The following is a 22,549-nucleotide window of genomic DNA, read 5'->3' on the forward strand; positions in this document are numbered from 1 at the left end:
TCTTTACTCCGCGCGGCGCTGTCGCGAAAGCGCAGCGTCGGCTCAACTGTCCGGCGCCGGCGCGAGGATGAGGCGGATCGGCTCGAAGCCAGCCCGTTTCTTCCATGTAAGGAGCCCTTCCCCGCCATGCTCGGCCGCGCCGTAAAGCACGACGCGCACGCCCTCCACGAGCGGCTCCTCGCTCTCGATCAGCCAGCGGATAATGGCGTCGTGCAGCAGGTTCATGACGCCGTGGCCGAGGTGCTCGCCGTGGCCCATCAGGTCGGTGTAGTGCAGCACGTCGCCGATGCGCATCAGCTTCATGTAGGCGACGAGCCTGCGGTCGACCTGCACCCTGCCCTGAACGTGCCCCGGCTCGGGCAGGAACACGCCCCACCACAACGTCCAGTGCCGTGAGCATTTCGGCATGCGCCAGGTCGCGGGCCGGGCGGCCGGCTTCGCGACGTCCTCGGGCTTCAGGAACCAGTAGTCGAGCACAGGACCGGCGGCGCGGGTGCGCAGCGAGGTGCGCACGGCGTGAATGTCGTAGACGTGGGCGTGGACGGAGAAGCGCTCGGCCGCGTAGCCCATCTTGCCGGCCTTGCGGATCTTCGGCAGCGTCCGCGACGAGCGGCGCTTCACCACGGCCTCATAGTCCGCGACGCTGGCGAACCGCGCGAGATCGATCGCCATCGGCGTCAGCGACAGGCGGCGGGCGGCGCGCCCGAGCGTCCGGTCCAGGGGGCCCTCCCCCCGCGGCTTGAGCGCGTAGCGCGCGACCACGCGCCGGCGCTCGCCGGAATCGAAGCCGCAGGCCGGGCCGCAGCCGGCGACGCGATGGGGATGGATCATGATTTCGGGCGGCCCGCCCGCTGCGGCGCACTCAAAGCCGACGATGCGCCGCCGACCGAGCGCGAGCGCAAGCGCCGGCTCGTAGGTCGAGTGGTAGACGGCGAGCGCCGCAGCCTTGAGCCTGTTCGCCATCATCCGGCTTCTATCAGACGTTCCCCATCCTGATCGAGCCTGTTGAGCGCGCAAGCTCATCGTCTTGCCGAGGTCGTCCGAGGCGAGACGCGAGCCTTGATCGCAAACTGACCTCATGGCGCGGAGCCGGGCGCAGGTCAGCGGAGCGCGCGCTTCGCTCCTACAGCCGCTTTGCCTGCTCTCGAACGGCCGCTCAGGAGTTCGTGGCGGTCGTCGCCTTTACCTTGGTGACCGAGCTCAGCGGAACCGAAAGGCTGCCGATCAGCAGGACCGGGATGTCGCCGCTGAAGTCGACGCCGTCGACGACGCCCGTCACCTCGGTGCTGACGCTCGCGCCGTTGCCGGAGCTGTCCACGCTGCTGACGGTGACGGTGTAGTCGCCGGCCGGGGCGGCGGAGCCGTCGGTCTGCTTGCCGTCCCAGGTGAAGGTCGCCGTGCCCTTGTCGAGCGCCACCGTCTTCGTGGCGACGAGGTCGCCGTCGGCATTGCGGATCTTCACCGTCGCCGTGACGTCGTCCTCGGCCGAGGTCAGGCTCCAGCTCGCCTTGTTGTTCGTCAGCTTGGCGGTGTCGCCCGCGGCCGTCACGGTCTTGCCGACGAGGCCCACGGCGGTGTCGGAGCCGGCCGTCTGCGTCGCGTTGAGGATCGCGCTCAGGGTCGTATTGGACTGCAGCTGCTGCTCGACGCCGGCGAATTGGACGAGTTGCTGGGTGAACTGGTTGGTGTCCAGCGGGTCCAGCGGGTTCTGGTTCTGCAGCTGCGTGGTCAACAGCGTCAGGAAGGTGTCGAAGTTGCTCGCGAGCGTGGAACTCGCGACGGACGTGTTCGCGGAGCCGGAGGTCGAGGTGGAGGTCGCGGTGATCGACATCAGAAGATCCTTCGGCTCAGACGCGGACGTCCAGCGCCGACGCCGCGGCGCGGAGCGGGCGATAGGCGATGGGGGCGGCGTCGCGCCCGATGGGAAGGTCGGTCTCGTTCGCGTCGAGGGAGCCGCCGGCCGGCTCGCGCCGCGCCTGCGGGTCGCCGGCGTTCGCGCCGCCCGAGCGCACTTCGACGGTGAAGCCTCCCTCGGGCAGCCTGAAGCCGGCCTGCTCGAGCGTGCGCTGGAGCGCGCGGGCGTCGTTCTGCAGAAGGTCGCGCGCTTCGGCGCTGTCGACGGTCAGCTTCGCGCCGACCCGGCCGCCGCGGCCGATGTCGAGCCGGACGTCGATGCGGCCGAGGTCGGAGCCGTCGAGCTGCGCCTCGAAGCGGGTGCGTTTCAGGCCGGCGGTCGCGGCCGCGATCGCGTTCGACACGACGGCCGAGGCCAAGGCGGCCGTCGCCTGCGGCGTGGTCGGGGCGGCCGTCGCGGCGCTGGGCGCGGGCCGCGCCGCCGCGGCGTCGATCAATAGGACGGCGGAGGAGGAGGAGGACGAGGACGCTGCCGCGCCGCTGTTCTGGAGCGTCGCAGGGGTGTCAGCCTCGGCCGCCTCGGAGCCGTGGGTCTGGCCGCCCGCGCCCTTTTGCTCCTCGCCTCCCCCTGCATCCGCCGACGCGCCGTCGCTGGCGGTCGCCGCGGCCGGATCAGCGGTCGCGACGGGGGTTTCGGGGGCCGTCGGGGCGAGCGGGTCCGGGACGACCCCCTGCGTCGCCGGGGCCGCGGCGGCGACGGCCACGGCCGCAGCCTGATGCGCGCTCGTCCCCGACGGGCTGGCGGACGGCTTGGCCGCCGCGGCGCCGGCGTCGGGCGCGGTCTTGGACGGATTGGAGACGCCAGGCTCGGTCTCGAAGTCCGGATCGGCCGTCCCGACCAGCGACGCAACGCCCTCGATCGTCGCGTTGGGTTCGCTTGAAGTATTCGCGGCGGGATTGGTCGCCGGGCTCGCGACGATCGGCTGTTGCACGCGAGCGAGCGCTTGCGGGTCCGCAACGATCGTCGCCGGAGCGCCGGCGGTCGAGGCGGCCACGCCCTCAGCCTTCGCCTCGCCCTCCGCCGGCGTCACGGGGACCGCGAGAGGCGCGAGCGCCAGGGCGAGCACGACGTCCGGCAATGTCTGGCCGCGGCGGGCCGCGGGCCGTTCGGTCTCGTCCTGCTTCGCCGTCTCTTCGTCGGCGGCTTGCGAGCGCGGTTCGACCGGCGCTCGCGTCGGAGAAGAATCGGTGGCGGCGACATCGTCCGCGGCGGCGAAATTCGCCGCGTCGAGCGCTTGGGCGAAGTCGCCGTCGGCCTGCGCGGCGCGCGCCGACGCGGCCGGCGGGACCGGCGCCTGGAGGCTTGAGCTGGACGAGACGGGATGCGGCATGAGCGGGACCAGGACGCGGACGCTCCACGGGTCGCAATCGGCATGCCATCCAAAGCGCTTGGAAAATGAGGGGTTTGGCCGCCCTAAAGCCCGGCGATTTCTGCCGGGGTGGGAAGATTTTGCCCTCGCTGCACGGCGACTAGCAGAACGCAAAGATCATAATTCGTTAAAGTTTGAATTACTAGTTTTTAACCTTTGTAGATCGCTCGAAGTCGGCTTTTCCGCTTAGGTAAATGTTAAATCCACCGACGTAACGTCATCGAAGACGGGAAAGTCGCGTGTGAGAGTACCGATGACGGAATTGCATCGCGGGCGGACCAAATATGTGATCGGACCGGACGGTAGTCCGCTGACGATCGCCGATTTGCCCCCTTCCGACACGAAACGCTGGGTCATCCGCCGGAAGGCCGAAGTCGTCGCCGCAGTGCGTGGCGGGCTTCTCAGCCTGGAGGAGGCCTGCCAGCGCTACACCCTCACGGTCGAGGAGTTCCTGTCGTGGCAGGCCTCGATCGACCGGCATGGCCTCGCCGGTCTGCGCACCACGCGGATCCAGCAGTATCGGGCCTGATCTGCCCAAGATCAGAACGTAGCAAACGCCGGCGCCTCGCGCCGGCGTTTTCGTTTGCGCTTCCCCCCGCGGGCGCCCGTTAACGACCCGTTTACCATACGGCAGGCAAATCTTGCCGGGTGGCGCGCGACCGACCAGCGGCGGCGCCGGGAGACGGCAGTGAACGGGTTCGTCGGATTCTTGCGTTCCTTTGGGGCCGGCCGCATCGCCGCGATGCTCGCCGTCGTCCTCGCGCTCGTCGGCTTCTTCGCCTTCACGATCGTGCGCTTCTCCCAGCCGCAGATGGTGGCGCTGTTCACCGATCTGTCGATGACCGACTCCGCGGCCATCATCAAAGAGCTCGAGCAGCAGAACGTGCCCTACGAGCTCCGCAACGAGGGCGCGGGCATCCTGGTGCCCAAAGAGAACGCGGCGAAGCTCCGGATGGGCCTCGCCGAAAAGCGCCTGCCCTCCGGCGGCGGCGTCGGATGGGAGATCTTCGACAAGGGCGACGGCTTCTCCGCGACGAGCTTCGTCCAGAACGTCAATCACCTGCGCGCGCTCGAAGGCGAGCTCGCCCGCTCCATCAGCTCGCTCAACCGAGTGGAGGCCGCGCGCGTCCATCTGGTGATCCCCGAAAAGCCGCTGTTCACGCGCGACGCGCCGCAGCCCTCCGCCTCCATCGTGGTGCGGGTCCGCGGCGACCTCGACGGCGGCGAGATCCGCGCCATCCGCCACCTGGTCGCCTCGGCCGTGCAGGGCCTGAAGCCGGACAAGGTCTCGCTGGTCGACGAAGGCGGGCGTCTGCTCGCCGACGGCGCCGAGGGCGAGGACGGCGGGACCGCCGCGGCGGAGGAGCGCACCGTGACGCTGGAGCGGCGGCTCCGGGAGAGGGCGGAGGCCATCCTCGGCCGCATCGTCGGCCCGGACCGCGCCCGCGTCGAGGTGCGGGCGGAGATGGACAACACCAAGTCCACCGTCACCGCCGACACCTTCGATCCGGAAGGCCGCGTGGTGCGCTCGACGCAGACGCGCGAGGAGAGCTCGCAGTCGAGCCAGCCCGTCGACCAGACCGTGTCGGTCGGAAACCAGATCCCGAACGGCGCGGCAGCCCAGGCTCAGGCTCAGGCCGCGACCGGGCCGAAGGACGCCTCCAACAAGACCGAAGAGGTCGTGAACTACGAGATCTCGCGCACCACGCGGACCGAAGTGAAGGACGGCGGCCGGCTGAAGCGGATCTCGGTCGCGGTCCTCGTCGATGGGGTCTACACGCAAGGGCCGAACGGCGACGCCGCCTACGCCCCCCGCAGCCAGGAGGAGCTCGACCGCATCGGCGCGCTGGTGCGCTCCGCGGTCGGCTTCGACCAGGCCCGCGGCGACGCGATCGAGGTGGTCAATCTCCGCTTCGCCACCATGCCCGCCTCGCAGAGCGCGGGCGACGCGCCGGGACTGTTCGACTTCACCCGGGACGACATGATGCGCTGGGCCGAGCTCGGGGTGCTCGCGCTGCTCACCATTCTGGTCCTGCTCGTCGTGGTCCGCCCGCTGGTGCGCAAGGCGCTGTCGCCCGACCGGGTCATGCTCGTCGCCAACGGCGCCGGCGGCGTCAGCATCGTCGGGGCGGGCGAGGCAGGCGGCGCGGGGGGCGTGGTCCAGCTGACGGGCGGCGGGACCCCCGCCCTGGCCTCGCCCGACGGTTCGGTCGCGGGGCTTCCCGTTGGGACGGACGCGGAGGCCGCCCAGCGGATCGCGATCGCCGAGCTGTCCGGCCGCGTCCAGTCGCAGTCGGTCCAGCGCATCGGCGAGCTGGTGCAGAACAACCCGAACGAGACGGTCGCCATCATCCGCCAGTGGCTGCAGGAGCCCGCCTGAGATGGCCCGCGCTCCCGTCCGCTCCACCGCCGTCGCCACCACCGACCGCTCGCTGACGGGCGTCGAGCGCGCGGCGGTGCTGATGCTCGCGCTCGGCGACGAGCACGGCGCGCCGATCTGGAAGCTGCTCGAGGACGATGAGATCCGCGAGGTCTCCTCGGCCATGGCGAGCCTCGGGTCGATCGAGATGTCGAAGGTCGAGACCCTGCTGGTGGACTTCGTCGGCCAGCTCTCGGCCGCGGGCGCGCTGATGGGCAACTTCGACTCGACCGAGCGTCTGCTCGCGCGCTTCCTGCCGAAGGACCGCGTCGGCACCATCATGGAGGAGATCCGGGGTCCCGCCGGCCGCACCATGTGGGAGAAGCTCTCCAACATGCAGGAGGCGGTGCTCGCGAACTACCTCAAGAACGAGTATCCGCAGACCGTCGCCGTGGTGCTGTCGAAGATCCGCGCCGAACAGGCCGGCCGCGTGCTGTCGATCCTGCCGGAAGACTTTGCGCTCGACGTGGTCAAGCGCATGCTCGCCATGGAGAACGTGCAGAAGGACATCCTCGAGCGCGTCGAGCAGACGCTCCGCGCCGAGCTGATGTCGAACCTGTCCCAGACCTCGCGGCGCGACCCGCACGAGCAGGTCGCCGAGATCTTCAACTCCTTCGACCGGCAGACCGAGACGCGCTTCCTGACGAAGCTCGACGAGGAGGCGAAGGAGAGCGCCGACCGCATCAAGCAGCTGATGTTCACCTTCGACGACCTCGCAAAGCTGAACGCCGCCGGCGTCCAGACCCTGCTGCGCGACGCCCCCCGGGACAAGCTCGCCGTCGCGCTCAAGGGCGCGAGCCAGACCATGCGCGACTTTTTCATGGGGAACATGTCGAGCCGGGCCGCGAAGATGATGTCGGACGACATGGAGGCGCTCGGCCCCGTGCGCCTGAAGGACGTCGACGAGGCCCAGGCGATCCTGGTCGGCGTCGCCAAGGATCTGGCGGCCTCGGGCGAGATCGTGATCTCGAAGAACAAGGAGGAGGACGACTTTGTCTACTGACCTCCCCTCCCCGCGCGAGGACGGGCGCCCGCGACCCGCGCGCTTCCTGTTCGACCAGGACTTCGGCGCGCCGGCGGTCCCGAAAGCGCCGGCCGCCCCCCAAGGACCTGCGATGGTCTCCCTGGAGGACCACGAAGCCGCGCTCAAGAAGGCCGAGACGTCGGCGTTCCGCCGCGGCGAGGCCGAGGGCCGCAAGGCCGCCCGCGACGCCGACTCCGCCCGCCTGACGGCCGCCGTGGAGAGTCTCGGCGCGCGGCTTGCGGAAGCCCTGGCTCAAGCGGACTCGCGCGCCGCCGCCGCCGAGCGCGACGGCGTCGCGCTCGCGCTCGCCCTCGCCCGGAAGATCGCGGGCGCCGCCGTGGCCCGCGCGCCGATGGCCGAGATCGAAGCCGCCGCCGAGGCATGCTTCCTCGAGTTGCGCCAGGCGCCCCACGTCGCCGTGCGCGTCACGCCCGACGTCGTCGAGCCGGTGCGCGAGCAGCTTGCGTCCATGGCCCATGAGCGCGGCTTCGCCGGCCGCTTGATCGTTCTCGGCGACCCCGACGTCGCCAAGGGCGACGTGCGTCTGGAGTGGGCGGACGGCGGCGTCGTGCGCGACTCCGAGGCGGTCGCCCGAGCGATCGACGACGCGATCGCGCAGCACTTCGCCGCCGAAGGCGGCGCCGACGACATCGAAGGAGCGACGCCATGAGCGCCGGCAAGGACATCCCGCTGCCCGAGCTCGACAACGACGTCGACTTCTCGACGCCGGCCAAGCGCAAGGACGACGAGTCGCACGAGACCCGGGGCGCCGCAGATCTCGAGGCGGTGTTCGACGTCCCGGTGTCGGTCTCGGCGGTGCTCGGGCGTGCGCGGATCGACGTCGGCTCGATGCTGCGGCTGAAGCCCGGCGCCGTGCTGGAGCTCGACCGCAAGGTCGGCGAGGCGATCGACATCTTCGTCAACGACCGCCTGGTCGCCCGCGGCGAGGTCGTGCTCGTCGACGAGCGGCTCGGCGTGACCATGACCGAAATCATCAAGCCCGACCGGACCTGAGCGGAGGACACGCCATGCGCCTCACCATCGTCGGCCACCTGAAGGGCCAGCTCACCGCCGCCACGCGGATCGCCATGAACCGCGGCGCCGCCGTCACCCACGCCGAGAGCGTGGACCAGGCGATGCGGACGCTGCGCGCCGGCCGCGGCGCCGACCTGATCATGGTCGACGTCGCGCTCGACGTGCGCGACCTGATGACCCAGCTCGAGGCCGAGCGCTTCCACGTGCCGGTGGTGGCCTGCGGCGTCGACAACGACGCCGGCGCCGCCGTCGCCGCGATCCGGGCAGGCGCGAAGGAGTACATCCCCCTCCCCCCCGATCCGGAACTGATCGCGGCGGTGCTCGCGGCGGTCTCGGACGACAGCCGCGACTTCGTGTTCCGCGACCCTGCGATGATCGCGGTCGTCCAGCTCGCGACCCAGATCGCCGCCTCCTCGGCGAGCGTGCTGATCGCCGGCGAAAGCGGATCGGGCAAGGAGATGCTCGCCCGCCACCTTCACCAGAAGTCGCCCCGCGCCGGCAAGGCCTTCGTCTCGGTCAACTGCGCCGCGATCCCGGAGCAGCTGCTCGAGAGCGAGCTGTTCGGCCACGAGAAGGGGGCCTTCACCGGCGCCACCGCGCGCCGCATCGGCAAGTTCGAGGAGGCTTCGGGCGGGACGCTGCTGCTGGACGAGATCTCCGAGATGGACATCCGGCTCCAGGCCAAGCTCCTTCGCGCGCTGCAGGAGCGGGTGATCGATCGCGTCGGCGGCTCGAAGCCGGTGCCGGTCGACATCCGCGTCATCGCGACCTCGAACCGCAACCTCGCCGACGAGGTGCGCCGGGGAACGTTCCGCGAGGACCTGCTTTACCGCCTGAACGTCGTCACGCTCAAAATTCCGCCGCTGCGGGAGCGTCCGGCGGACGTCGCGGCGCTCGCGACGCACTTCGCCAAGAAATACGCCGCGGCGAACGGCTTGCCGCTGCGGCCGATCTCGACGGACGCGCGGGCGAGCCTGATGCGCTCGCGCTTCCCCGGCAACGTGCGCGAGCTCGAGAACACCATCCACCGCGCGGTGCTGCTCGCGACCGGGCCGGAGATCGGCGCCGAAGCGATCTTGAGCCCCGACGGCGCGCCGGCGCCCGGCCGCGAGACCGGCCTCGCCGCGCGCGCGCTGGAGACGGCGGAGAGCGTGACCCGCGGCTTCGTCGGCCGCACCGTGGCGGACGTGGAGCGCGAGCTCATCATCGACACGCTCGGCCACACCCAGGGCAACCGCACCCACGCCGCCAACATCCTCGGCATCTCGATCCGGACCCTGCGCAACAAGCTGAACCAGTACGACGACGAGGGCTTCGCCATCCCGCCGCCCCAGGGCGGCGTCGCGGCGGCGTAAGAGGCTCGGACAAGGCGCCGGCGACCCGCGCCACATCCCGGCCTGGGGTCCAGCGGCGACTAGCGACATCCGGCCCGCCCGCGCCATCTTGGCCCTTGAGCGACGCGGGCGGAGACGGCGGACATGACAGGCTGGCGCGGACACGGACTGCGGATAGGGACGGCCACCGCGGTCGGGCTCGTCGTCGGCCTGCCCGCGGCGCTGTTCGCGCCGCCGACGATCGCGACCGCGCTTGGCTGGGACGCGGGCGCGCTCGCCTACGCCGTCGGCGCCTGGCTGCGGCTTCGGGCGGTTCCCGCGGAGACCTTCAAGGCCTGGTCCGCCGAGGAGGACGAGGGCCGGGCCACGATCACGCTGATCCTGACCGCGGCGTCAGCCGTCAGCGTACTCTCGATCTTCGCCATGGTGACCGACAAGAGCTCGGCCGCGGTGCTGGCCCTCGCCGCCGTCACCATCCTCTGCTCGTGGGGACTGGTGCACACCGTCTTCGCCGTTCACTACGCCCACGCCTGCTACGCCGCCGGACCCGACGCGCCGGCGATCGACTTCCCCGGCGACGAGCCTCCTGTGTTCGACGACTTCGCCTATTACGCCTTCGTCGTCGGCATGACCTTTCAGGTCTCGGACTGCGCGACCCGCTCGACCGCGATGCGACGGCTGACTCTGGTCCACGGGGTCGTGTCCTTCGTCTTCAACACCGTCATCATCGCGATCAGCGTCGGGGTCGCGTCAGGGATGCTCTGAGCCTCAGGCGGCGCGCACCTGCGCGAAGAACCGCTTCACGGTGCCGTCGATCTCCTCGACCTTCAGCTTCAGGTCGCCAGACAGCCCGTAGACGTCGGTCGAGGCGGCGGCGGTCTCCCCGTTCGCCTGCTTCACCACGGCGATGGCGCCCACCACCTCGTCGGAGTTGCCGGCCGCGCGCTGGGCGCTCATGGCGATCTCCTGGGTCGCCGCTTCCTGCTGCTGCACGGCCGCGGAGATCGAGCCCGCGATCGTCGCGACCTCGGCGATCGTCGCGAGGATCGAGGCGATGTCGTCGACCGAGGTGCGGGTCGAGGCCTGCACGGCCGCGATCTGCGTGGTGATCTCGTCGGTCGCTTCGGCGGTCTGGCGGGCGAGCTCCTTGACCTCCGATGCGACCACCGCGAAGCCGCGCCCCGCCTCGCCCGCGCGCGCCGCCTCGATGGTGGCGTTCAACGCGAGCAGATTGGTCTGGGCTGCGATGCTGGAAATCATCCCGACGACCGAGCCGATGCGCTCCGTGGTGTCGGCCAGGCTCGAGATCGTGCGGTTCGTGCGCTCAACCTCGGTCGACGCCTGCTGCGCGGTGAGGAAGGAGCGCTTGGCCTGCTCGCCGATGTCGCGGATCGAGGTCGCAAGCTCCTCGGTGGCGGCGGCGGAGGCGCGCACCACCTCGGAGGTGCCGGTCGCGGCCGCCGCCATCGCGTCGGCGCGGTCGTCTGTCGCGGCCGCCGCGGCCTCGAGCGTGGAGGCGGTCTCGCTCATCCGGGTCGAGGCCTGCCCCATGCTGTCGAGCGACGCCGCCATGACCGCGTCGAAGCCGTTGATCGCGGTCTCGATGGCGGCGTTCTTCGCCGCGAGATCGCCCATGATTTTGTCCTGGTAGACCGAGATCGCGAGCTCCATGTCGAGCATCACCGCCTTCGAGACGGCGCGCGCGAGCCGCATCGCCTTCGGCCCCGAAAACCGGTGGGTTTCGCCGAGGATCTGGAACAGACGGTCCTGCACGAAGGCGTAGCCGCCGATGTACCAGCGCGGCTCCAGCCCGATGCGGACGTGCGCCATGCCGATCCGGCGGACGCTGTCGAAGTAGCCGGCGTCGAAGGCGCCCGAGAACAGGCGCTCCCAGTGCCCGCCCTGCGCCGACTTCAGCCGGGGCTCGTTGCCCCGGACCCGCGCCGCGAGCTCCGGCTGGCTGGAGAGATGGGCGTAAAACCCGTCCAGGATCGATCCGAGGTGCGGCTGGACCACCGTCCAGGCGGCGCGCAGCCGCTGCTTCGCCTCCTCGTCGATCTGGAGAAATAAAAGATGCGAGGACGCGTCGCCCGACGCGCCGGCGTGATTGGTCATGATCTTCCCCCGAAGTCTGAAGGCGATGCTCCGGGAACTGCGTTAACCACGGGTTACCCCGGGGCATGCTCGCCGGGGCATGCGCACCCCCGCGTTAACCTCTCGTCAACCATACGGCCGGCATTTTCTGCCGAGCGGAATGCGAGAGTTGCGGGGCGAGGCATGTCGGACGTGACGGTGTCGGCGGATCGGGGAACACCCCCGGCCGCCGTCGGAAACGGCTTCGCCCTGCCCCCAAGCCTTTCGAAAGCTTGGGGATTCCTGCGCACTGGAGACATGGGGCTCGCCCTCGGCGTCCTGGTCATCCTGTGCGTGCTGATCGTCCCGCTGCCGCCGCTGATCCTCGACCTGCTCCTCGCGGTCTCGATCATCCTGTCCGTATTGATCCTGATGACAGCGCTGTTCATCGAGAAACCGCTCGAATTCTCGGCGTTTCCAACGATTCTCCTGGTCGCCACCATGCTTCGGCTGGCGCTCAACCTCGCCTCGACGCGGCTGATCCTCGGACACGGCCACGAGGGCACGGACGCCGCCGGCCACGTCATCGAAGCCTTCGGCAACTTCGTGATGGGCGGCAACTTCGTCATCGGGATCATCGTGTTCGCGATCCTGATCATCGTGAATTTCGTCGTCATCACAAAGGGTTCGGGCCGTATCGCCGAGGTCGCCGCGCGCTTCACCCTCGACGCCATGCCCGGCAAGCAGATGGCGATCGACGCGGATCTGTCCGCCGGCCTGATCGACGAGGCGACCGCGAAGGTCCGCCGCAAGGAGCTCGAAGACGAATCGACCTTCTTCGGCGCCATGGACGGCGCATCGAAGTTCGTGCGCGGCGACGCGATCGCGGCCCTGCTGATCACCTTCATCAACGTCATCGGCGGCATCATCATCGGCGTCGGCCAGAACGGCCTTGGGTTCGCGGACGCCGCGCACTCCTACACGCTGCTGTCGGTCGGCGACGGCCTCGTCAGCCAGATCCCCGCGCTCATCGTCTCGACCGCGGCCGGCATGCTCGTCTCCAAGGCCGGCGTCTCGGGCTCCGCCGACCGCGCGCTAGTGAAGCAGCTCTCCGGCTATCCGAAGGCGCTCGGCATCGCCGCAGCGGTCATGGCGGTCATGGCGCTGCTGCCGGGCATTCCGCTGATCCCCTTCATGGCCCTCGCCGGAGGCGCCGGATGGCTGGCCCATCGCGCCTCGAAGAGCAACGCCCTCGAGGAGCTGAAGCGCATCGCGACGATCGCGAACGAGGGCAAGCCGGGCTCGGCGGCGGGCTCCGCGGCCGGCGCCGAGGAGGAGCCGGTCTCGGCCGCGCTCAAGATGGACGAAGTGAAGATCGAGCTCGGCTTCGCCCTGCTGCCGATGGTCGAGTCCAAGGACGGCGCGCCCGACAAGCTTACCGAGCAGATCAAGGCGTTGCGGCGCTCGATCGCCGGTGAGATGGGCTTCCTGATGCCGCAGGTGCGCCTGCTCGACAACATGCAGCTCCAGCCCAACGCCTATTCCGTGAAGGTGAAGGAGGTCGAGGCCGGGACCGGCTCCGTTTATCCCAGCCAGTTCATGGTGATGGACCCGAACGGCCGCCAGGTGAGCCTGCCGGGCGTACATACGGTGGAGCCCACCTTCGGGCTGCCCGCGACCTGGGTGGACGCCTCGCTCCGTGAGGAGGCGACCATCCTCGGCTACACCGTGGTCGACGCCACCACGGTGCTCTCTACCCACCTCAACGAGATCATCAAGGGCAACATGCCGGACCTGCTGTCCTATGGCGAGGTCAGTAAGCTCCTGAAGGATCTTCCAAAGGAGCAGGGCAAGCTGGTCGACGACATCGTGCCGAGCCTGATCTCGACAACGGGCATCCAGCGCGTGCTGCAGTTGCTGCTGAACGAGCGGGTCTCGATCCGAGATCTCGGAACCATTCTCGAGGGCATCGCCGAAGCCGTGTCCTTCACCCGTGCCCCGGCGCAGATCGTGGAGCACGTGCGCATGCGGCTCGGGCGCCAGCTCTGCGCGCAGCACCAATCGTATGGAGGCTACGTGCCCCTCGTCACGCTGTCGCCCGCCTGGGAGCAGGCCTTCGCGGAATCGATCGTCGGCACGGGCGAAGAGAAGACGCTCGCGATGGCGCCCTCGAAGCTGCAAGAGTTCATCGGCCTGGTGCGCGATCGGTTCGAGGAGGCCGCCAAGCTTGGCGAGTCGCCCGTCCTCCTGACCTCGGCCGCGGTGCGGCCGTTCGTGCGCTCGATCGTCGAGCGCTTCCGCAACCAGACCTCGGTGATGTCGCAGAACGAGATCCACCCGCGGGCGCGGCTGAAGACTATCGCCAGCATCTGAGCGTCAGGGGCGGCGGAAAAATAAAACGGCGGCGCGTCCAGAGACGCGCCGCCGCTTTCAGTTCGACCTTAAGCGCTGAGGCTTACGAGCCCGGCTTCGTCGCAAGAGCGTCGACGGTCACGACCGGAACGGCGCGCCAGGAGGCGTTGGCCGCCGTCAGCAGGCCGCGGCTGTCGCGCCGGACGTCCGCGCCGCTGGTGGCGACGCCGTCGGCGGCGAGGTGCATGGCGCCCACGGTGCCGGGGCTCTGGACCGCCGCGGCGTTGGCCGCGCTCGCGCGGACCGGCGCCTTGGGAGCGTCAACCGTCGAGGACAGCTCGCCGGCGAAGGCGGAGGTGGAGATGAGGGTCGCCAGAACAGCGGCGACGGAGGCGATGCGGGTCATGGCTTGCGTCCTGATCACTGTGTCGGCGGGACCAACCCCGCCGTCTCTGGAGCGCAATATGCGGTGCACCGCAGCATGAAACAAACCGTTTGCATTCATATCGATTATCGATGGCAATAATTATCCATTCGACCAAAGGCTAAACGCTGTCGCTCTACGCCTTTGCTGGCGCGGACTGGGCCGCCGTCGCGCTTTCACCCGCAAATCCGATGGTCAGGAGCGCCACGAGGGGCGGCGGCACGAAGCACCAGATGGGCGCCGCGACATAGACCAGCGCGCCGGCCCCGCAGCCGAGCGCGAACGCAAGGAGGCTGAGGCTCATGGGGCCGAGCCGCTTCTTTGCGGCGGCGCGGGCCTCGGGGCGGATCGGACGCATCAGGTCGCCGATGTCGACCATGACCTGCGTCGTGGTGCCGGTCATGATGGTGGACGGCGGCAAGCTCGCGAGCCGCACGCGGTGCACCGCGTTCTGGATCGCCATCGCGGCAACCAGCGCGCCCCCAGTCGCAAGCGCGGGCCAGGCGTCGCCGTCCGGGAAGGGACCAAGCCGCGCGGCGAGCGCCGCCGCGCCGGCAAGCAGAAGCGCCTGCAGCGCGAGCATGACCCGCGTCACCGGCCATCCGCGCCGCTCCAACCCGATCCCGGCGAGCCGGGCGACCAGCACCACCACGCAGAACAAGGGCAGCGCGAGCAGCTTCGCGAGCACCCCGGTCGCGCCCATCGCGACGGCCGCGCCAAGGGTGACGAAGTTGCCGGTCACATGCGTCGTGAACAGGCCGTGCAGCGCGAGGAACCCCGCGGCGTCCACGTAGCCGGCGTTGAAGCTAAGGAGAACCAAGAGGACGTAGCGCATGGCGCGATCAGGCGACGTCCTCGCCGTCCCGTCAACCGCTCGGCGTTATCACTCGGCGAACTGGTAGGTGACGGGAAGCCAGCGGTACGCCGTCCCCGCCCGTTCGACGAAGCCGAGCGACGGGAACGAGGTGTGGTAGCCGAGCACGGGCAGTTTCTCCGTCGCCGCCATGTCGTAGACCCGCGCCCGGGTCGTCTTGCCTTGCTCCTTGTCCATGTCGAACAGGGCGCTCCACTCCGGATGAACAAGCGAAGCGACCTCGTGGTGGGCGCAGTCGCCCCAGACGAGAATGCGTTTGCCGCCGCTTTCGAGATGGTAGGCGAGGTGGCCGGGGGTGTGGCCGTGGGTCGGGATCGCGGTGACCCCGCGGACCACGTCCTCGCCGGGCTTGAGGAAAGTAGTGCGCGCGGCGAGCGGCGGCAGCGTCTTGCGGAACAGCTGCGCCGACTTCCGCTCGTTGCCGCCTTCCGGCGCCTTCAGGCGGTCGTCCTTGGTCCAGAAATCATATTCGAGCGCGCCGACGACATAGCGCGCCTTCGGAAACGTCGCCTCGCCGCCCTCCATGAGCCCGCCGATGTGGTCCACGTGGCAGTGCGTCAGCGCGACCACGTCAATGTCGTCCGGTGCGAAACCGGCCGCCTTCAGATTCTCCACCAGACGCCCTCCGGCGGGACGGGGAATGAAGCCTTCGGAGCCGTTGCCCGCGTCGATCAGGACCAGTTCGCGGCCGGTGTTGACGACGGTCGGGCTGAAGCCCGGCTGGAACCGGCTTGCCGGCAGGAGGTTGGCGCGCATCAGCGCCTCGACTTCCTCCCGCGGGCGATCCTCGCCCACGATCGGCCAGGGGCCGTCCACCATAGCGGCGCCGTCGGAGACGACCGTGATCTCGAACTCGCCAAGTCGGAAGCGACGGAACGAGGGCTCGCTCGATCCGAGACGCGGCGAGGCCGCCTCCGCCGGCGCGGCGCGCAGCAGGGCGGGCATGGCGAGGAGGCCGCCGGTCGCCCTAAGGGCGCGGCGGCGCGTGATGCCTTCGACTGGCTTGAACATGGCGCGGCTCGGTTGGATGGTGATTGCGGACAAGGCCGAGTGATACGGCTGTCGGGAGGACGCGCGCTTGTACGAACCTGCTGCGGGTCCGCCTTCAGGCGGCGGGCTCGGGCCGCTGTGGCGGCTCGACGCCGGGCGGACGCTGTTCGTCGGGCCTCTGGTCTACAACGCTCCCCACCAGCACGGCGCGCCGGTGTTCCTGTCGAGCCTCGGCGGGACTTTCGGCCTGCGCCTGAAGGGCGGCGACTGGCTGGCCTGCGGCTCCGCCATGGTGCCCGCCGGGCTCAGCCACGAACTGCGGCTCGACGGGGAGCCGGTGATGGTGCTCTACGCCGAGCCGGACGCCGGCGGCCCGACCGCCCTCGCCCGCCTCGTGACGAACGCCGAGGAGCGGGACGGCGCCATCGTCGGGCGCTCGACGGCAACGTCGCTCGCGCGCGCGCTTTACGAGCGCCCCGACAGCGCCGCTTGGGCGGCGGAGGCGCTCGACGATCTGCTGGGCTTTGGCCGCAGCCACGCCCGCCGCGAAGTCGATCCGCGCGTCACCGCGGCCGTCGTCGCGCTCGCCGCGGAAGAGCCGCCCACGCTGAGCGCGGTCGCCCGCTCGGCCCGGCTGTCGCCGTCGCGGCTTCAACATCTCTTCAAGGCGGAGATCGGCGTCCCGCTTCGCCGCTATCGGAGCTGGACGCGCATGCGGCGGGCGATCGCCGAGATCGTGACGGGCGCGAACTTCACGACCGCGGCCCATGCGGCCGGCTTCGCCGACCAAGCCCACTTCGCCCACGACTTCCGCGCGACGTTCGGGGCTCCGGCCTCCGTCAGCCTGACGAGGCCGCGTGGCTCTTGACGCCCAGGGCGCCGGCGTCCAAGGCGAGCGTCATGAACGCGCTCACGAACGGCCTCTACGACATCCCTTTCGGTCGGCTTCCCGCGATCGTCACCTACCTCGAACGGACCGCCCCCGTCGCCGAGCCGCCGGCGCCGCTGCCGGCGGGAGTGGCGATCTCGGCGGTCGAACGGCCCCGCGCGGACTGGTATCGCGCCATCTACCGCCGGGTGGGCGACGACTGGCTGTGGTCGGACCGCCTTCGGCTCACGGACGCGGCGCTGCAGGACCTTCTCGACCAGCCGGAGCGCCGGCTGCTGCTTGTCACGCGCGGGGAAGAGGAGATCGGCTTCGCCGAGCTCGAGCCGCCGTCGGAGGCTTCGGTCGAGATCGTCTATTTCGGCCTGGTCAAAGAGGCCGCAGGCGCTGGGCTTGGTCGGGCGTTGATGCGAGCGGCGCTCGTCGCGGCGTTCCGGCCCGGCGTCGACCGCGTCTGGCTCCACACCTGCAACCACGACGACCCGGGCGCCCTCGCCTTCTACGATCGCATGGGGTTTCGCGCCTACGCGCAGAAGATCGAAATCGGCGACGACCCGCGGCTGACGGGCTTGATCCCCCGCCATGCCGCGCCGCACGTGCCGCTTCACGGCTGAGCCTCATCATTCGCCGACTGCCGCGGTGAACCGCTCCCGGCGCCCTTGCGTATGTCTGCGGTCTCGCGTTTTCGCGCGGGGCGGGTCGACGGCCGACAAGGCCGTCTTGACGGCGGGCGTCCCGTCTGCCCCCGGCGGGGCGTCCGTTTCTTCCCATCCGGCGTCATGGCGAACCGGCCGCCGCTGCCCTATGGTCGCGGCGTCGTGACGCCAGCCGATCGGGACCGCCGTTGAGCCTCGACCACGTCAATCTGTCCAAGCTGGACCTGAACCTCCTCGTGGCGTTCGATGCGCTCATGACGGAGCGCAGCGTCACGCGGGCCGCGGCGCGCGTCGGCTTGGGCCAGTCCGCGATGAGCCACGCGCTCGCGCGGCTGCGCGCCATGTTCGGCGACGAGCTCCTGACGCGCGGCCCCGACGGCATGCGGCCGACGCCGCGCGCGACCGCGCTGATCCTGCCGGTCCGAGGCGCCCTCGCGCAGATCGCCGAACTGACGCTGCGGGACGACGCCTTCGATCCCGCGACGTCGGACCGCACCTTCGTCATCGGGATGCCGGACAGCACCGAGGTGTTGCTCGTTCCGGCCCTCATGGCGCATCTGCAGAAGACCGCGCCCGGGGTGAAGCTGCTGTTGCGGTCGATCGACCGGCTTCGCATCCTCCAGGACGTCGACGACGGTCGGATCGAGCTCGGGATCGGGCTGTTCGACGAAGGGCAGACCCACCATAAGCGGCGGCTGCTCCACAAGGAGAGCTATCTCTGCATCTTCAACGCCGCGCTCGTCGGCGTGGAGCCGCCGATCACGATCGAGGATTACGTCCGCCTGCCCCACGTGCTCACCAGTCTCGTCGAGAGCGCCCACGGCGTGGTGGACGACGCTCTTGCGAAGATCGGTCGCGCGCGCACGATCGCGTTGACCTCGCCGCGGTTCACGGCGGTGCCCTTCGTGGTGAAGCAGGCGCCCGTCATCGCGACCATGCATGCCAAGGTCGCGCGCTTCTTCGCCGAGGCGCTCGAGCTCGCCGTCAGCCCTGCGCCGGTGATCCTGCCGGATGTGCAGATATCGATGCTGTGGCACTCGTCGTTCGACCGGGATCCAGGCCATCTGTGGCTTCGGAGCACGGTCCGGAAGCTTATGGACGTCCATCCCCCCAGCCTCAATTTGTGGCTCAACCGCGAGGACGATTTCCTAAGTGTCTGAGCTGCCTTTGAATATGGCGTAAATTTGGACGAGTCACGGTTCGGCCGCATTTCGACGTCACCAAAGACGCTTCTGCGACGGCGTGGGGACAGGAATGTGAAATCGGCTTTTGCGGGACTGGCGCTCGTCGCCCTGTGCGCGCCAAGCGCGATCGCCGCCGAGCGCGCCGCGCCTGTCGCCTTCGATGCGATGATCGCGCGCCACGCCGCGGCGAACGGCGTTCCCGAGGAGCTCGTACGCCGGGTCGTGGTCCGCGAAAGCAGGTACAATCCCGCCGCCTACAACCGCGGCCATTACGGCTTGATGCAGATCAAGCACCAGACGGCCAAGGCGATGGGCTATCACGGCTCGCCCCAAGGGCTGCTGGACGCCGAGACGAACCTGACCTACGGCGTCCGCTATCTCGCCGGCGCGTACAAGGTGGCCCGCGGCGACCACAACCGCGCGGTCCGCTTCTACGCCAGCGGCTACTACTACGACGCCAAGCGCCAGGGACTGCTCGCCCAGATCGGCCTCGGCCGAAACGCGAAGCCGTTCCCGACCGTCGCTTCGGCCGCGCCGAGCGCGCCTGCCGCCCCGACGCGCGTGATCGCGACCAACGCCCAGCCCGTCCTCGCCGCCATGACGCCGGTCTCCGCCCCGCCCGCTGCGACGCAGTCGACCGCGCCCGCTCGGCCGCAGACGGACGGCGCGGCCGTCAACGCCCGCATCGCCGCAGCGGGAGACGCAGTCGGCGGCTTCGGCCGGGTGGCGTCGGCCGCTCCCGTGGCTCCTGTGCGGGACGCTCAGGCCTTCGCCGAAGCCCGCGCCTTGGGCGCTCCCGCCGCGTTGGTGGAGATGCGCGGCCCTTCGCGGCCCATGCCGGCCGCCATACCGCTTCCGCCCGTCGGCCGACCCGGCGCCGCGGCGGCCACGGCCGCCGACGCGCCCGCGAAGGCCGGCGCAGCTCCTGTTCTGCAGACGGCCGCTCTGGCGCAGCCGGGGGTGCCTCTCCCGCCGATGCGGGAGCCCTCGATCGCCACCGGTTCGGTTGACCCCGCCCCAGCGGCCGCAGCGCGGCCGGAGCCGCGCCGCTACCGCGGGCCGAAGTAAGCCGCCGCTCGCCTCAGACCTTCACCGTCAGCTTCACGTCGAGATTGCCGCGGGTCGCCTCAGAATAGGGGCAGACCACGTGCGCCTTCTGGACGAGATCTTCCGCGACGGCGTGATCGAGACCCGGCAGTGCGATCTCCAGCGCGACCTCGATGCCAAACCCCTTGCCATCGTCGCGCGGGCCGAAGCCTACGGTCGACGTCACGGTCGCGTCCGCAGGGACAGCCACTTTCTCACGTCCGCCGACAAAGCGCACCGCGCCGAGGAAGCAAGCGGCGTAGCCGACCGCGAAAAGCTGCTCGGGATTGGTGCCCTCCCCGCCCGCGCCGCCCATCTGCTTGGGCGTGATGAGCGTGACGGCCAGATTGCCGTCGAGCGTCGCGGACTTGCCTTCGCGGCCGCCGCCGGTGGCCTGGGCCTGCGTAGAATAGATCGTCTTCATGTCTCGCTCCTCTGGCTGACGCCGGCTCGCCTCGAATTGCCGACCATTTTTATATCGCACACGATCTAATCGTTGGCGATATGTCTTTCGGTCGTAGCTGGCCTGCAGAATTAGCGCAATTAAATCGTGCGCGATTGATCGACGCGCGCCATGTTGGAGCGATGACCACGGTCCCGCTCGACCTCGACGCTTTCGTCTGTTTCGCGATCTACTCCGCGAACGGCGCGTTCAACCGCGCCTACAAGCCGGCGCTCGACGCTATCGGCCTGACCTATCCGCAGTATGTGACGATGGTCGCGCTGTGGGCGAAGGACGACGTCACCGTCGGCGAGCTTGGCGATCGGCTGTTCCTGGAGTCGAACACGCTGACGCCGCTGTTGAAACGTCTGGAGGGCGCGGGCTTCGTCACGCGCCGACGCGACCCGGCGGACGAGCGGCAGGTGCGCATTCAGCTGACGGAGGCGGGGCGCGCGCTGAAGGAGCGCGCCAAAGAGGTCCCGCAGACCATCGCAGGCGCGTTCGGGGCGACGAACCCGGAGGACGTCGCGCGGCTCCGCGCGGAAATCGCGCGGCTCAGGGACGCGTTGAACGAGCTCTGAAGCGCCTGAGGTCAGCCGGCGCGGAGTTCGCTGCGGCCCAGGCCGATGCGGTCCATCTCGGCCTGATCGCGGGCGGCCTCGGCGAGGCGCTCCCGCACGCCGTCGCGCTCTTCGAGGATCTCGATCTTCTTGAGCTCCTCGAAGGCCTCCGCCAGCGCGGCCTTCGCGTCGGCGAGCTGCCCCCGGAGTTCGTCGGCGGAACGCGCGAGATTGTCGCGGCGCACCTTCGCGGCCTTGGCGTAGGTCGGATAGGCGTAGTGGGCGACGTCGTGGATGCCCGCCTTGTCCTGCTCCGCAAGGATTTCGCGATCGAGATCGGCGGCCATGCGCTCGAATTCGGCGATCATGGTCTCGATCTGAGCCACCTGCCGACGTTTGTCGTCGACCTGGAAGCGCTTGAGTTTCAGCAGGGTGTCTCTGGACTTCATGTCAGCCATGAACGCACACGCGGGTTAGCGTCAGGTTTCCGAAACGCCTAAGATCGAAGCGAGTTGAGCGTAGCCTTCTCCGAGACGCGTTGCTTCTTCCTTACCCTGACCCAAAAAGCGTTCGATCGGCCCGTTTAGAGCGATGGCTTCGTCCACCTCGGGGCTCGAACCGGGACGATAGGCCCCAAGACGGATCAGTTCCTCCATGTCGGCGTAGGTCGCCATCGTCCGGCGCGCTTTCGAGATCAGCGGCCGGCGCTCTTCGGGGGTGGATTTCGGCATGGTCCGCGACACGGACTTCAGGATGTTGATCGCAGGGTACCGTCCCCGTTCCGCGATCGATCGCTCCATCACGATGTGCCCGTCGAGAATGCCGCGCACGGCGTCGGCGACCGGCTCGTTGTGATCGTCGCCGTCGACCAGCACCGTGAAGATGCCGGTGACCGTTCCGGCGCCCACGCCCGGCCCCGCCCGCTCCAGCAGGCGCGGCAGTTCGGCGAACACGGTGGGCGTGTAGCCCTTAGCCGTCGGAGGCTCGCCTGTGGAGAGGCCGATCTCACGCTGCGCCATGGCGAAGCGCGTGACCGAATCCATCATGCAGAGCACCGAGGCGCCCTCGTCCCTGAAGGCCTCGGCCAGCGCGAGCGTGAGGTAGGCGGCCTGCCGGCGCTTGAGAGCGGGCTCGTCGGAGGTCGCGACCACGACCACGGAGCGAGCGAGGCCCGCCTCCCCGAGATCGTCCTGAAGGAACTCCTGCACCTCGCGGCCGCGTTCGCCGACGAGGCCGATCACGGCCACGTCGCAAGCGGTGTTTCGGGCGAGCATGGCGAGCAGCACCGACTTGCCGACGCCCGAGCCGGCGAAGATGCCGATGCGCTGGCCTGCGCAGCAGGTCACGAAGGTGTTGAGCGCGCGGACGCCGAGATCGAGCGGCGCGCCGAGACGCTTTCGGGCGTGGGCCGGCGGCGGCGATCGGCGGAAGGGATAGAGCAGCGGTCCCTCTTTCGGCGGCCCCTTGCCGTCGATCGGGTCGCCCATGGCGTCGACCACCCGGCCAAGCCAGGCGCGGCTCGGCCGCACGCCGGGCTCCGCCGCGCCGACGATCGCCCGGCATCCGCGACGCACCCCCTCAAGCGGCGCGAAGGGCATCAGCAAGGCGCGATCGCCCTGGAAGCCCACGACCTCGCACGGCGTCTCGCGCCCGCCCGCGGTTTCGATCGAAACACGGCCTCCGATCGCCATGGCGCCAAGCGGCCCGGCGACCTCGACCAACAGGCCCCGAACGCCGACGACGCGGCCGTAGACCTCGCGGTCCGGCACCGCCTCGACCGCCTCCACGAGCCCCCGCATTCGCCCGTCTCCAAACATTCCTAGCGAATCATGACCGCCGACGCCCAACCGTAACGCTTCGTTTACCGCCACGCCCAATCATGGCCCCAACGCTTAAGACGCGAGAAACCGTAACGGCCGCTCGAAT

At 69.7% G+C, this 22,549-nt stretch carries 23 protein-coding genes; 13 read left to right on the forward strand and 10 right to left on the reverse strand.

Annotated elements, in window-relative coordinates; all coding sequences use genetic code 11:
* Positions 1 to 42: 42 nt before the first annotated feature.
* The 3 genes from METY_RS07355 to METY_RS07365 all read right to left on the reverse strand — a co-directional run bounded on the left by METY_RS07355 (position 43) and on the right by METY_RS07365 (position 3,245).
* Positions 43 to 963 (reverse strand): hypothetical protein, encoded by a 921-nt coding sequence (locus tag METY_RS07355; protein ID WP_103120741.1) that lies wholly within the window; start codon positions 961 to 963, stop codon positions 43 to 45.
* A gap of 193 nt (positions 964 to 1,156) precedes the next feature.
* Positions 1,157 to 1,831 carry a flagellar hook assembly protein FlgD gene (locus METY_RS07360; RefSeq protein ID WP_103120742.1) on the reverse strand — a complete coding sequence of 225 codons (675 nt, stop codon included), beginning with the start codon at positions 1,829 to 1,831 and terminating at the stop codon, positions 1,157 to 1,159.
* Positions 1,832 to 1,847: 16 nt separating this feature from the next.
* Entirely contained in the window at positions 1,848 to 3,245 is a 1,398-nt protein-coding gene (locus tag METY_RS07365; protein WP_103120743.1) for a flagellar hook-length control protein FliK, read from the reverse strand.
* 292 nt (positions 3,246 to 3,537) lie between these two features.
* Here METY_RS07365 and sciP point away from each other — a divergent pair, with 292 nt between their 5' ends.
* The 7 genes from sciP to METY_RS07400 all read left to right on the forward strand — a co-directional run bounded on the left by sciP (position 3,538) and on the right by METY_RS07400 (position 9,861).
* Positions 3,538 to 3,813, forward strand: a complete 276-nt coding sequence (sciP, locus tag METY_RS07370) for a CtrA inhibitor SciP (protein WP_020184309.1) — start codon at positions 3,538 to 3,540, stop codon at positions 3,811 to 3,813.
* A gap of 159 nt (positions 3,814 to 3,972) precedes the next feature.
* Positions 3,973 to 5,664: a flagellar basal-body MS-ring/collar protein FliF gene (gene fliF / locus METY_RS07375; protein WP_103120744.1), complete on the forward strand. Its 1,692-nt coding sequence runs from the start codon at positions 3,973 to 3,975 to the stop codon at positions 5,662 to 5,664.
* A 1-nt stretch (position 5,665) separates the two neighbouring features.
* On the forward strand, positions 5,666 to 6,706 hold the full coding sequence (fliG, locus tag METY_RS07380) for a flagellar motor switch protein FliG (protein ID WP_103120745.1): 1,041 nt from the start codon (positions 5,666 to 5,668) through the stop codon (positions 6,704 to 6,706).
* On the forward strand, positions 6,696 to 7,397 hold the full coding sequence (locus METY_RS07385) for a FliH/SctL family protein (protein ID WP_103120746.1): 702 nt from the start codon (positions 6,696 to 6,698) through the stop codon (positions 7,395 to 7,397). The genes fliG and METY_RS07385 overlap by 11 nt, the downstream gene beginning before the upstream one ends.
* Complete coding sequence (gene fliN / locus METY_RS07390; protein ID WP_103120747.1) at positions 7,394 to 7,741, forward strand: flagellar motor switch protein FliN; 348 nt, start codon at positions 7,394 to 7,396, stop codon at positions 7,739 to 7,741. The genes METY_RS07385 and fliN overlap by 4 nt, the downstream gene beginning before the upstream one ends.
* 14 nt (positions 7,742 to 7,755) lie before the next feature.
* Positions 7,756 to 9,117, forward strand: coding sequence for a sigma-54-dependent transcriptional regulator FlbD (flbD, locus tag METY_RS07395; protein ID WP_103120748.1), 1,362 nt, complete (start codon positions 7,756 to 7,758; stop codon positions 9,115 to 9,117).
* A gap of 123 nt (positions 9,118 to 9,240) precedes the next feature.
* Entirely contained in the window at positions 9,241 to 9,861 is a 621-nt protein-coding gene (locus METY_RS07400; protein ID WP_103120749.1) for a DUF1345 domain-containing protein, read from the forward strand.
* 3 nt (positions 9,862 to 9,864) lie between these two features.
* On the opposite strand, the gene METY_RS07405 is transcribed toward METY_RS07400, so the two are convergent.
* Positions 9,865 to 11,211: a globin-coupled sensor protein gene (locus METY_RS07405; protein WP_103120750.1), complete on the reverse strand. Its 1,347-nt coding sequence runs from the start codon at positions 11,209 to 11,211 to the stop codon at positions 9,865 to 9,867.
* Between the two features lie 162 nt (positions 11,212 to 11,373).
* On the opposite strand from METY_RS07405, the gene flhA reads away from it, so the two are divergent.
* A complete protein-coding gene (gene flhA / locus METY_RS07410) occupies positions 11,374 to 13,542 on the forward strand; it encodes a flagellar biosynthesis protein FlhA (RefSeq protein WP_103120751.1) in 2,169 nt (722 codons plus the stop codon).
* A gap of 82 nt (positions 13,543 to 13,624) precedes the next feature.
* Here flhA and METY_RS07415 read toward each other — a convergent pair whose 3' ends face one another.
* The 3 genes from METY_RS07415 to METY_RS07425 form a co-directional block, all read right to left on the reverse strand.
* The gene (locus METY_RS07415; protein ID WP_103120752.1) at positions 13,625 to 13,927 is read right to left on the reverse strand and encodes a hypothetical protein; all 303 of its coding nucleotides are present in this window, start codon (positions 13,925 to 13,927) and stop codon (positions 13,625 to 13,627) included.
* 154 nt (positions 13,928 to 14,081) lie between these two features.
* On the reverse strand, positions 14,082 to 14,780 hold the full coding sequence (locus METY_RS07420; protein WP_103120753.1) for a YoaK family protein: 699 nt from the start codon (positions 14,778 to 14,780) through the stop codon (positions 14,082 to 14,084).
* A 48-nt stretch (positions 14,781 to 14,828) separates the two neighbouring features.
* Complete coding sequence (locus METY_RS07425) at positions 14,829 to 15,830, reverse strand: MBL fold metallo-hydrolase (protein WP_103120754.1); 1,002 nt, start codon at positions 15,828 to 15,830, stop codon at positions 14,829 to 14,831.
* Between the two features lie 67 nt (positions 15,831 to 15,897).
* Here METY_RS07425 and METY_RS07430 point away from each other — a divergent pair, with 67 nt between their 5' ends.
* The 4 genes from METY_RS07430 to METY_RS21760 all read left to right on the forward strand — a co-directional run bounded on the left by METY_RS07430 (position 15,898) and on the right by METY_RS21760 (position 19,603).
* Positions 15,898 to 16,677, forward strand: coding sequence for a helix-turn-helix transcriptional regulator (locus METY_RS07430; RefSeq protein WP_103120755.1), 780 nt, complete (start codon positions 15,898 to 15,900; stop codon positions 16,675 to 16,677).
* Positions 16,678 to 16,709: 32 nt separating this feature from the next.
* The gene (locus tag METY_RS07435) at positions 16,710 to 17,309 is read left to right on the forward strand and encodes a GNAT family N-acetyltransferase (protein ID WP_103120756.1); all 600 of its coding nucleotides are present in this window, start codon (positions 16,710 to 16,712) and stop codon (positions 17,307 to 17,309) included.
* Between the two features lie 230 nt (positions 17,310 to 17,539).
* Complete coding sequence (locus METY_RS07440; protein ID WP_103120757.1) at positions 17,540 to 18,511, forward strand: LysR family transcriptional regulator; 972 nt, start codon at positions 17,540 to 17,542, stop codon at positions 18,509 to 18,511.
* Between the two features lie 96 nt (positions 18,512 to 18,607).
* On the forward strand, positions 18,608 to 19,603 hold the full coding sequence (locus METY_RS21760) for a transglycosylase SLT domain-containing protein (RefSeq protein ID WP_444849075.1): 996 nt from the start codon (positions 18,608 to 18,610) through the stop codon (positions 19,601 to 19,603).
* A 13-nt stretch (positions 19,604 to 19,616) separates the two neighbouring features.
* Here METY_RS21760 and METY_RS07450 read toward each other — a convergent pair whose 3' ends face one another.
* Complete coding sequence (locus METY_RS07450; RefSeq protein WP_103120758.1) at positions 19,617 to 20,045, reverse strand: organic hydroperoxide resistance protein; 429 nt, start codon at positions 20,043 to 20,045, stop codon at positions 19,617 to 19,619.
* 161 nt (positions 20,046 to 20,206) lie between these two features.
* Between METY_RS07450 and METY_RS07455 the strand changes: the two genes are divergently transcribed.
* Positions 20,207 to 20,644 carry a MarR family winged helix-turn-helix transcriptional regulator gene (locus tag METY_RS07455; RefSeq protein WP_103120759.1) on the forward strand — a complete coding sequence of 146 codons (438 nt, stop codon included), beginning with the start codon at positions 20,207 to 20,209 and terminating at the stop codon, positions 20,642 to 20,644.
* 11 nt (positions 20,645 to 20,655) lie between these two features.
* Here METY_RS07455 and fliJ read toward each other — a convergent pair whose 3' ends face one another.
* Positions 20,656 to 21,072, reverse strand: a complete 417-nt coding sequence (gene fliJ, locus METY_RS07460) for a flagellar export protein FliJ (RefSeq protein WP_103120913.1) — start codon at positions 21,070 to 21,072, stop codon at positions 20,656 to 20,658.
* Between the two features lie 30 nt (positions 21,073 to 21,102).
* Complete coding sequence (gene fliI, locus METY_RS07465) at positions 21,103 to 22,422, reverse strand: flagellar protein export ATPase FliI (protein WP_103120760.1); 1,320 nt, start codon at positions 22,420 to 22,422, stop codon at positions 21,103 to 21,105.
* Positions 22,423 to 22,549: the final 127 nt, after the last annotated feature.

The organism is Methylopila sp. Yamaguchi (assembly GCF_002897035.1).
Lineage (GTDB): Bacteria > Pseudomonadota > Alphaproteobacteria > Rhizobiales > Methylopilaceae > Methylopila.

Excerpts from the sequence above, each read along its gene's own strand:
- METY_RS07415 (WP_103120752.1), bottom strand. The coding sequence starts at position 13,927 with ATGACCCGCATCGCCTCCGTCGCCGCTGTTCTGGCGACCCTCATCTCC.
- fliG (WP_103120745.1), top strand. The coding sequence starts at position 5,666 with ATGGCCCGCGCTCCCGTCCGCTCCACCGCCGTCGCCACCACCGACCGC.
- fliJ (WP_103120913.1), bottom strand. The coding sequence starts at position 21,072 with ATGAAGTCCAGAGACACCCTGCTGAAACTCAAGCGCTTCCAGGTCGAC.
- METY_RS07360 (WP_103120742.1), bottom strand. The coding sequence starts at position 1,831 with ATGTCGATCACCGCGACCTCCACCTCGACCTCCGGCTCCGCGAACACG.
- fliI (WP_103120760.1), bottom strand. The coding sequence starts at position 22,422 with ATGCGGGGGCTCGTGGAGGCGGTCGAGGCGGTGCCGGACCGCGAGGTC.
- METY_RS07450 (WP_103120758.1), bottom strand. The coding sequence starts at position 20,045 with ATGAAGACGATCTATTCTACGCAGGCCCAGGCCACCGGCGGCGGCCGC.
- METY_RS07435 (WP_103120756.1), top strand. The coding sequence starts at position 16,710 with ATGAACGCGCTCACGAACGGCCTCTACGACATCCCTTTCGGTCGGCTT.
- METY_RS07420 (WP_103120753.1), bottom strand. The coding sequence starts at position 14,780 with ATGCGCTACGTCCTCTTGGTTCTCCTTAGCTTCAACGCCGGCTACGTG.
- sciP (WP_020184309.1), top strand. The coding sequence starts at position 3,538 with ATGACGGAATTGCATCGCGGGCGGACCAAATATGTGATCGGACCGGAC.
- METY_RS07425 (WP_103120754.1), bottom strand. The coding sequence starts at position 15,830 with ATGTTCAAGCCAGTCGAAGGCATCACGCGCCGCCGCGCCCTTAGGGCG.
- METY_RS07455 (WP_103120759.1), top strand. The coding sequence starts at position 20,207 with ATGACCACGGTCCCGCTCGACCTCGACGCTTTCGTCTGTTTCGCGATC.
- flbD (WP_103120748.1), top strand. The coding sequence starts at position 7,756 with ATGCGCCTCACCATCGTCGGCCACCTGAAGGGCCAGCTCACCGCCGCC.
- METY_RS07405 (WP_103120750.1), bottom strand. The coding sequence starts at position 11,211 with ATGACCAATCACGCCGGCGCGTCGGGCGACGCGTCCTCGCATCTTTTA.
- fliN (WP_103120747.1), top strand. The coding sequence starts at position 7,394 with ATGAGCGCCGGCAAGGACATCCCGCTGCCCGAGCTCGACAACGACGTC.
- METY_RS07400 (WP_103120749.1), top strand. The coding sequence starts at position 9,241 with ATGACAGGCTGGCGCGGACACGGACTGCGGATAGGGACGGCCACCGCG.
- METY_RS07365 (WP_103120743.1), bottom strand. The coding sequence starts at position 3,245 with ATGCCGCATCCCGTCTCGTCCAGCTCAAGCCTCCAGGCGCCGGTCCCG.
- flhA (WP_103120751.1), top strand. The coding sequence starts at position 11,374 with ATGTCGGACGTGACGGTGTCGGCGGATCGGGGAACACCCCCGGCCGCC.
- METY_RS07355 (WP_103120741.1), bottom strand. The coding sequence starts at position 963 with ATGGCGAACAGGCTCAAGGCTGCGGCGCTCGCCGTCTACCACTCGACC.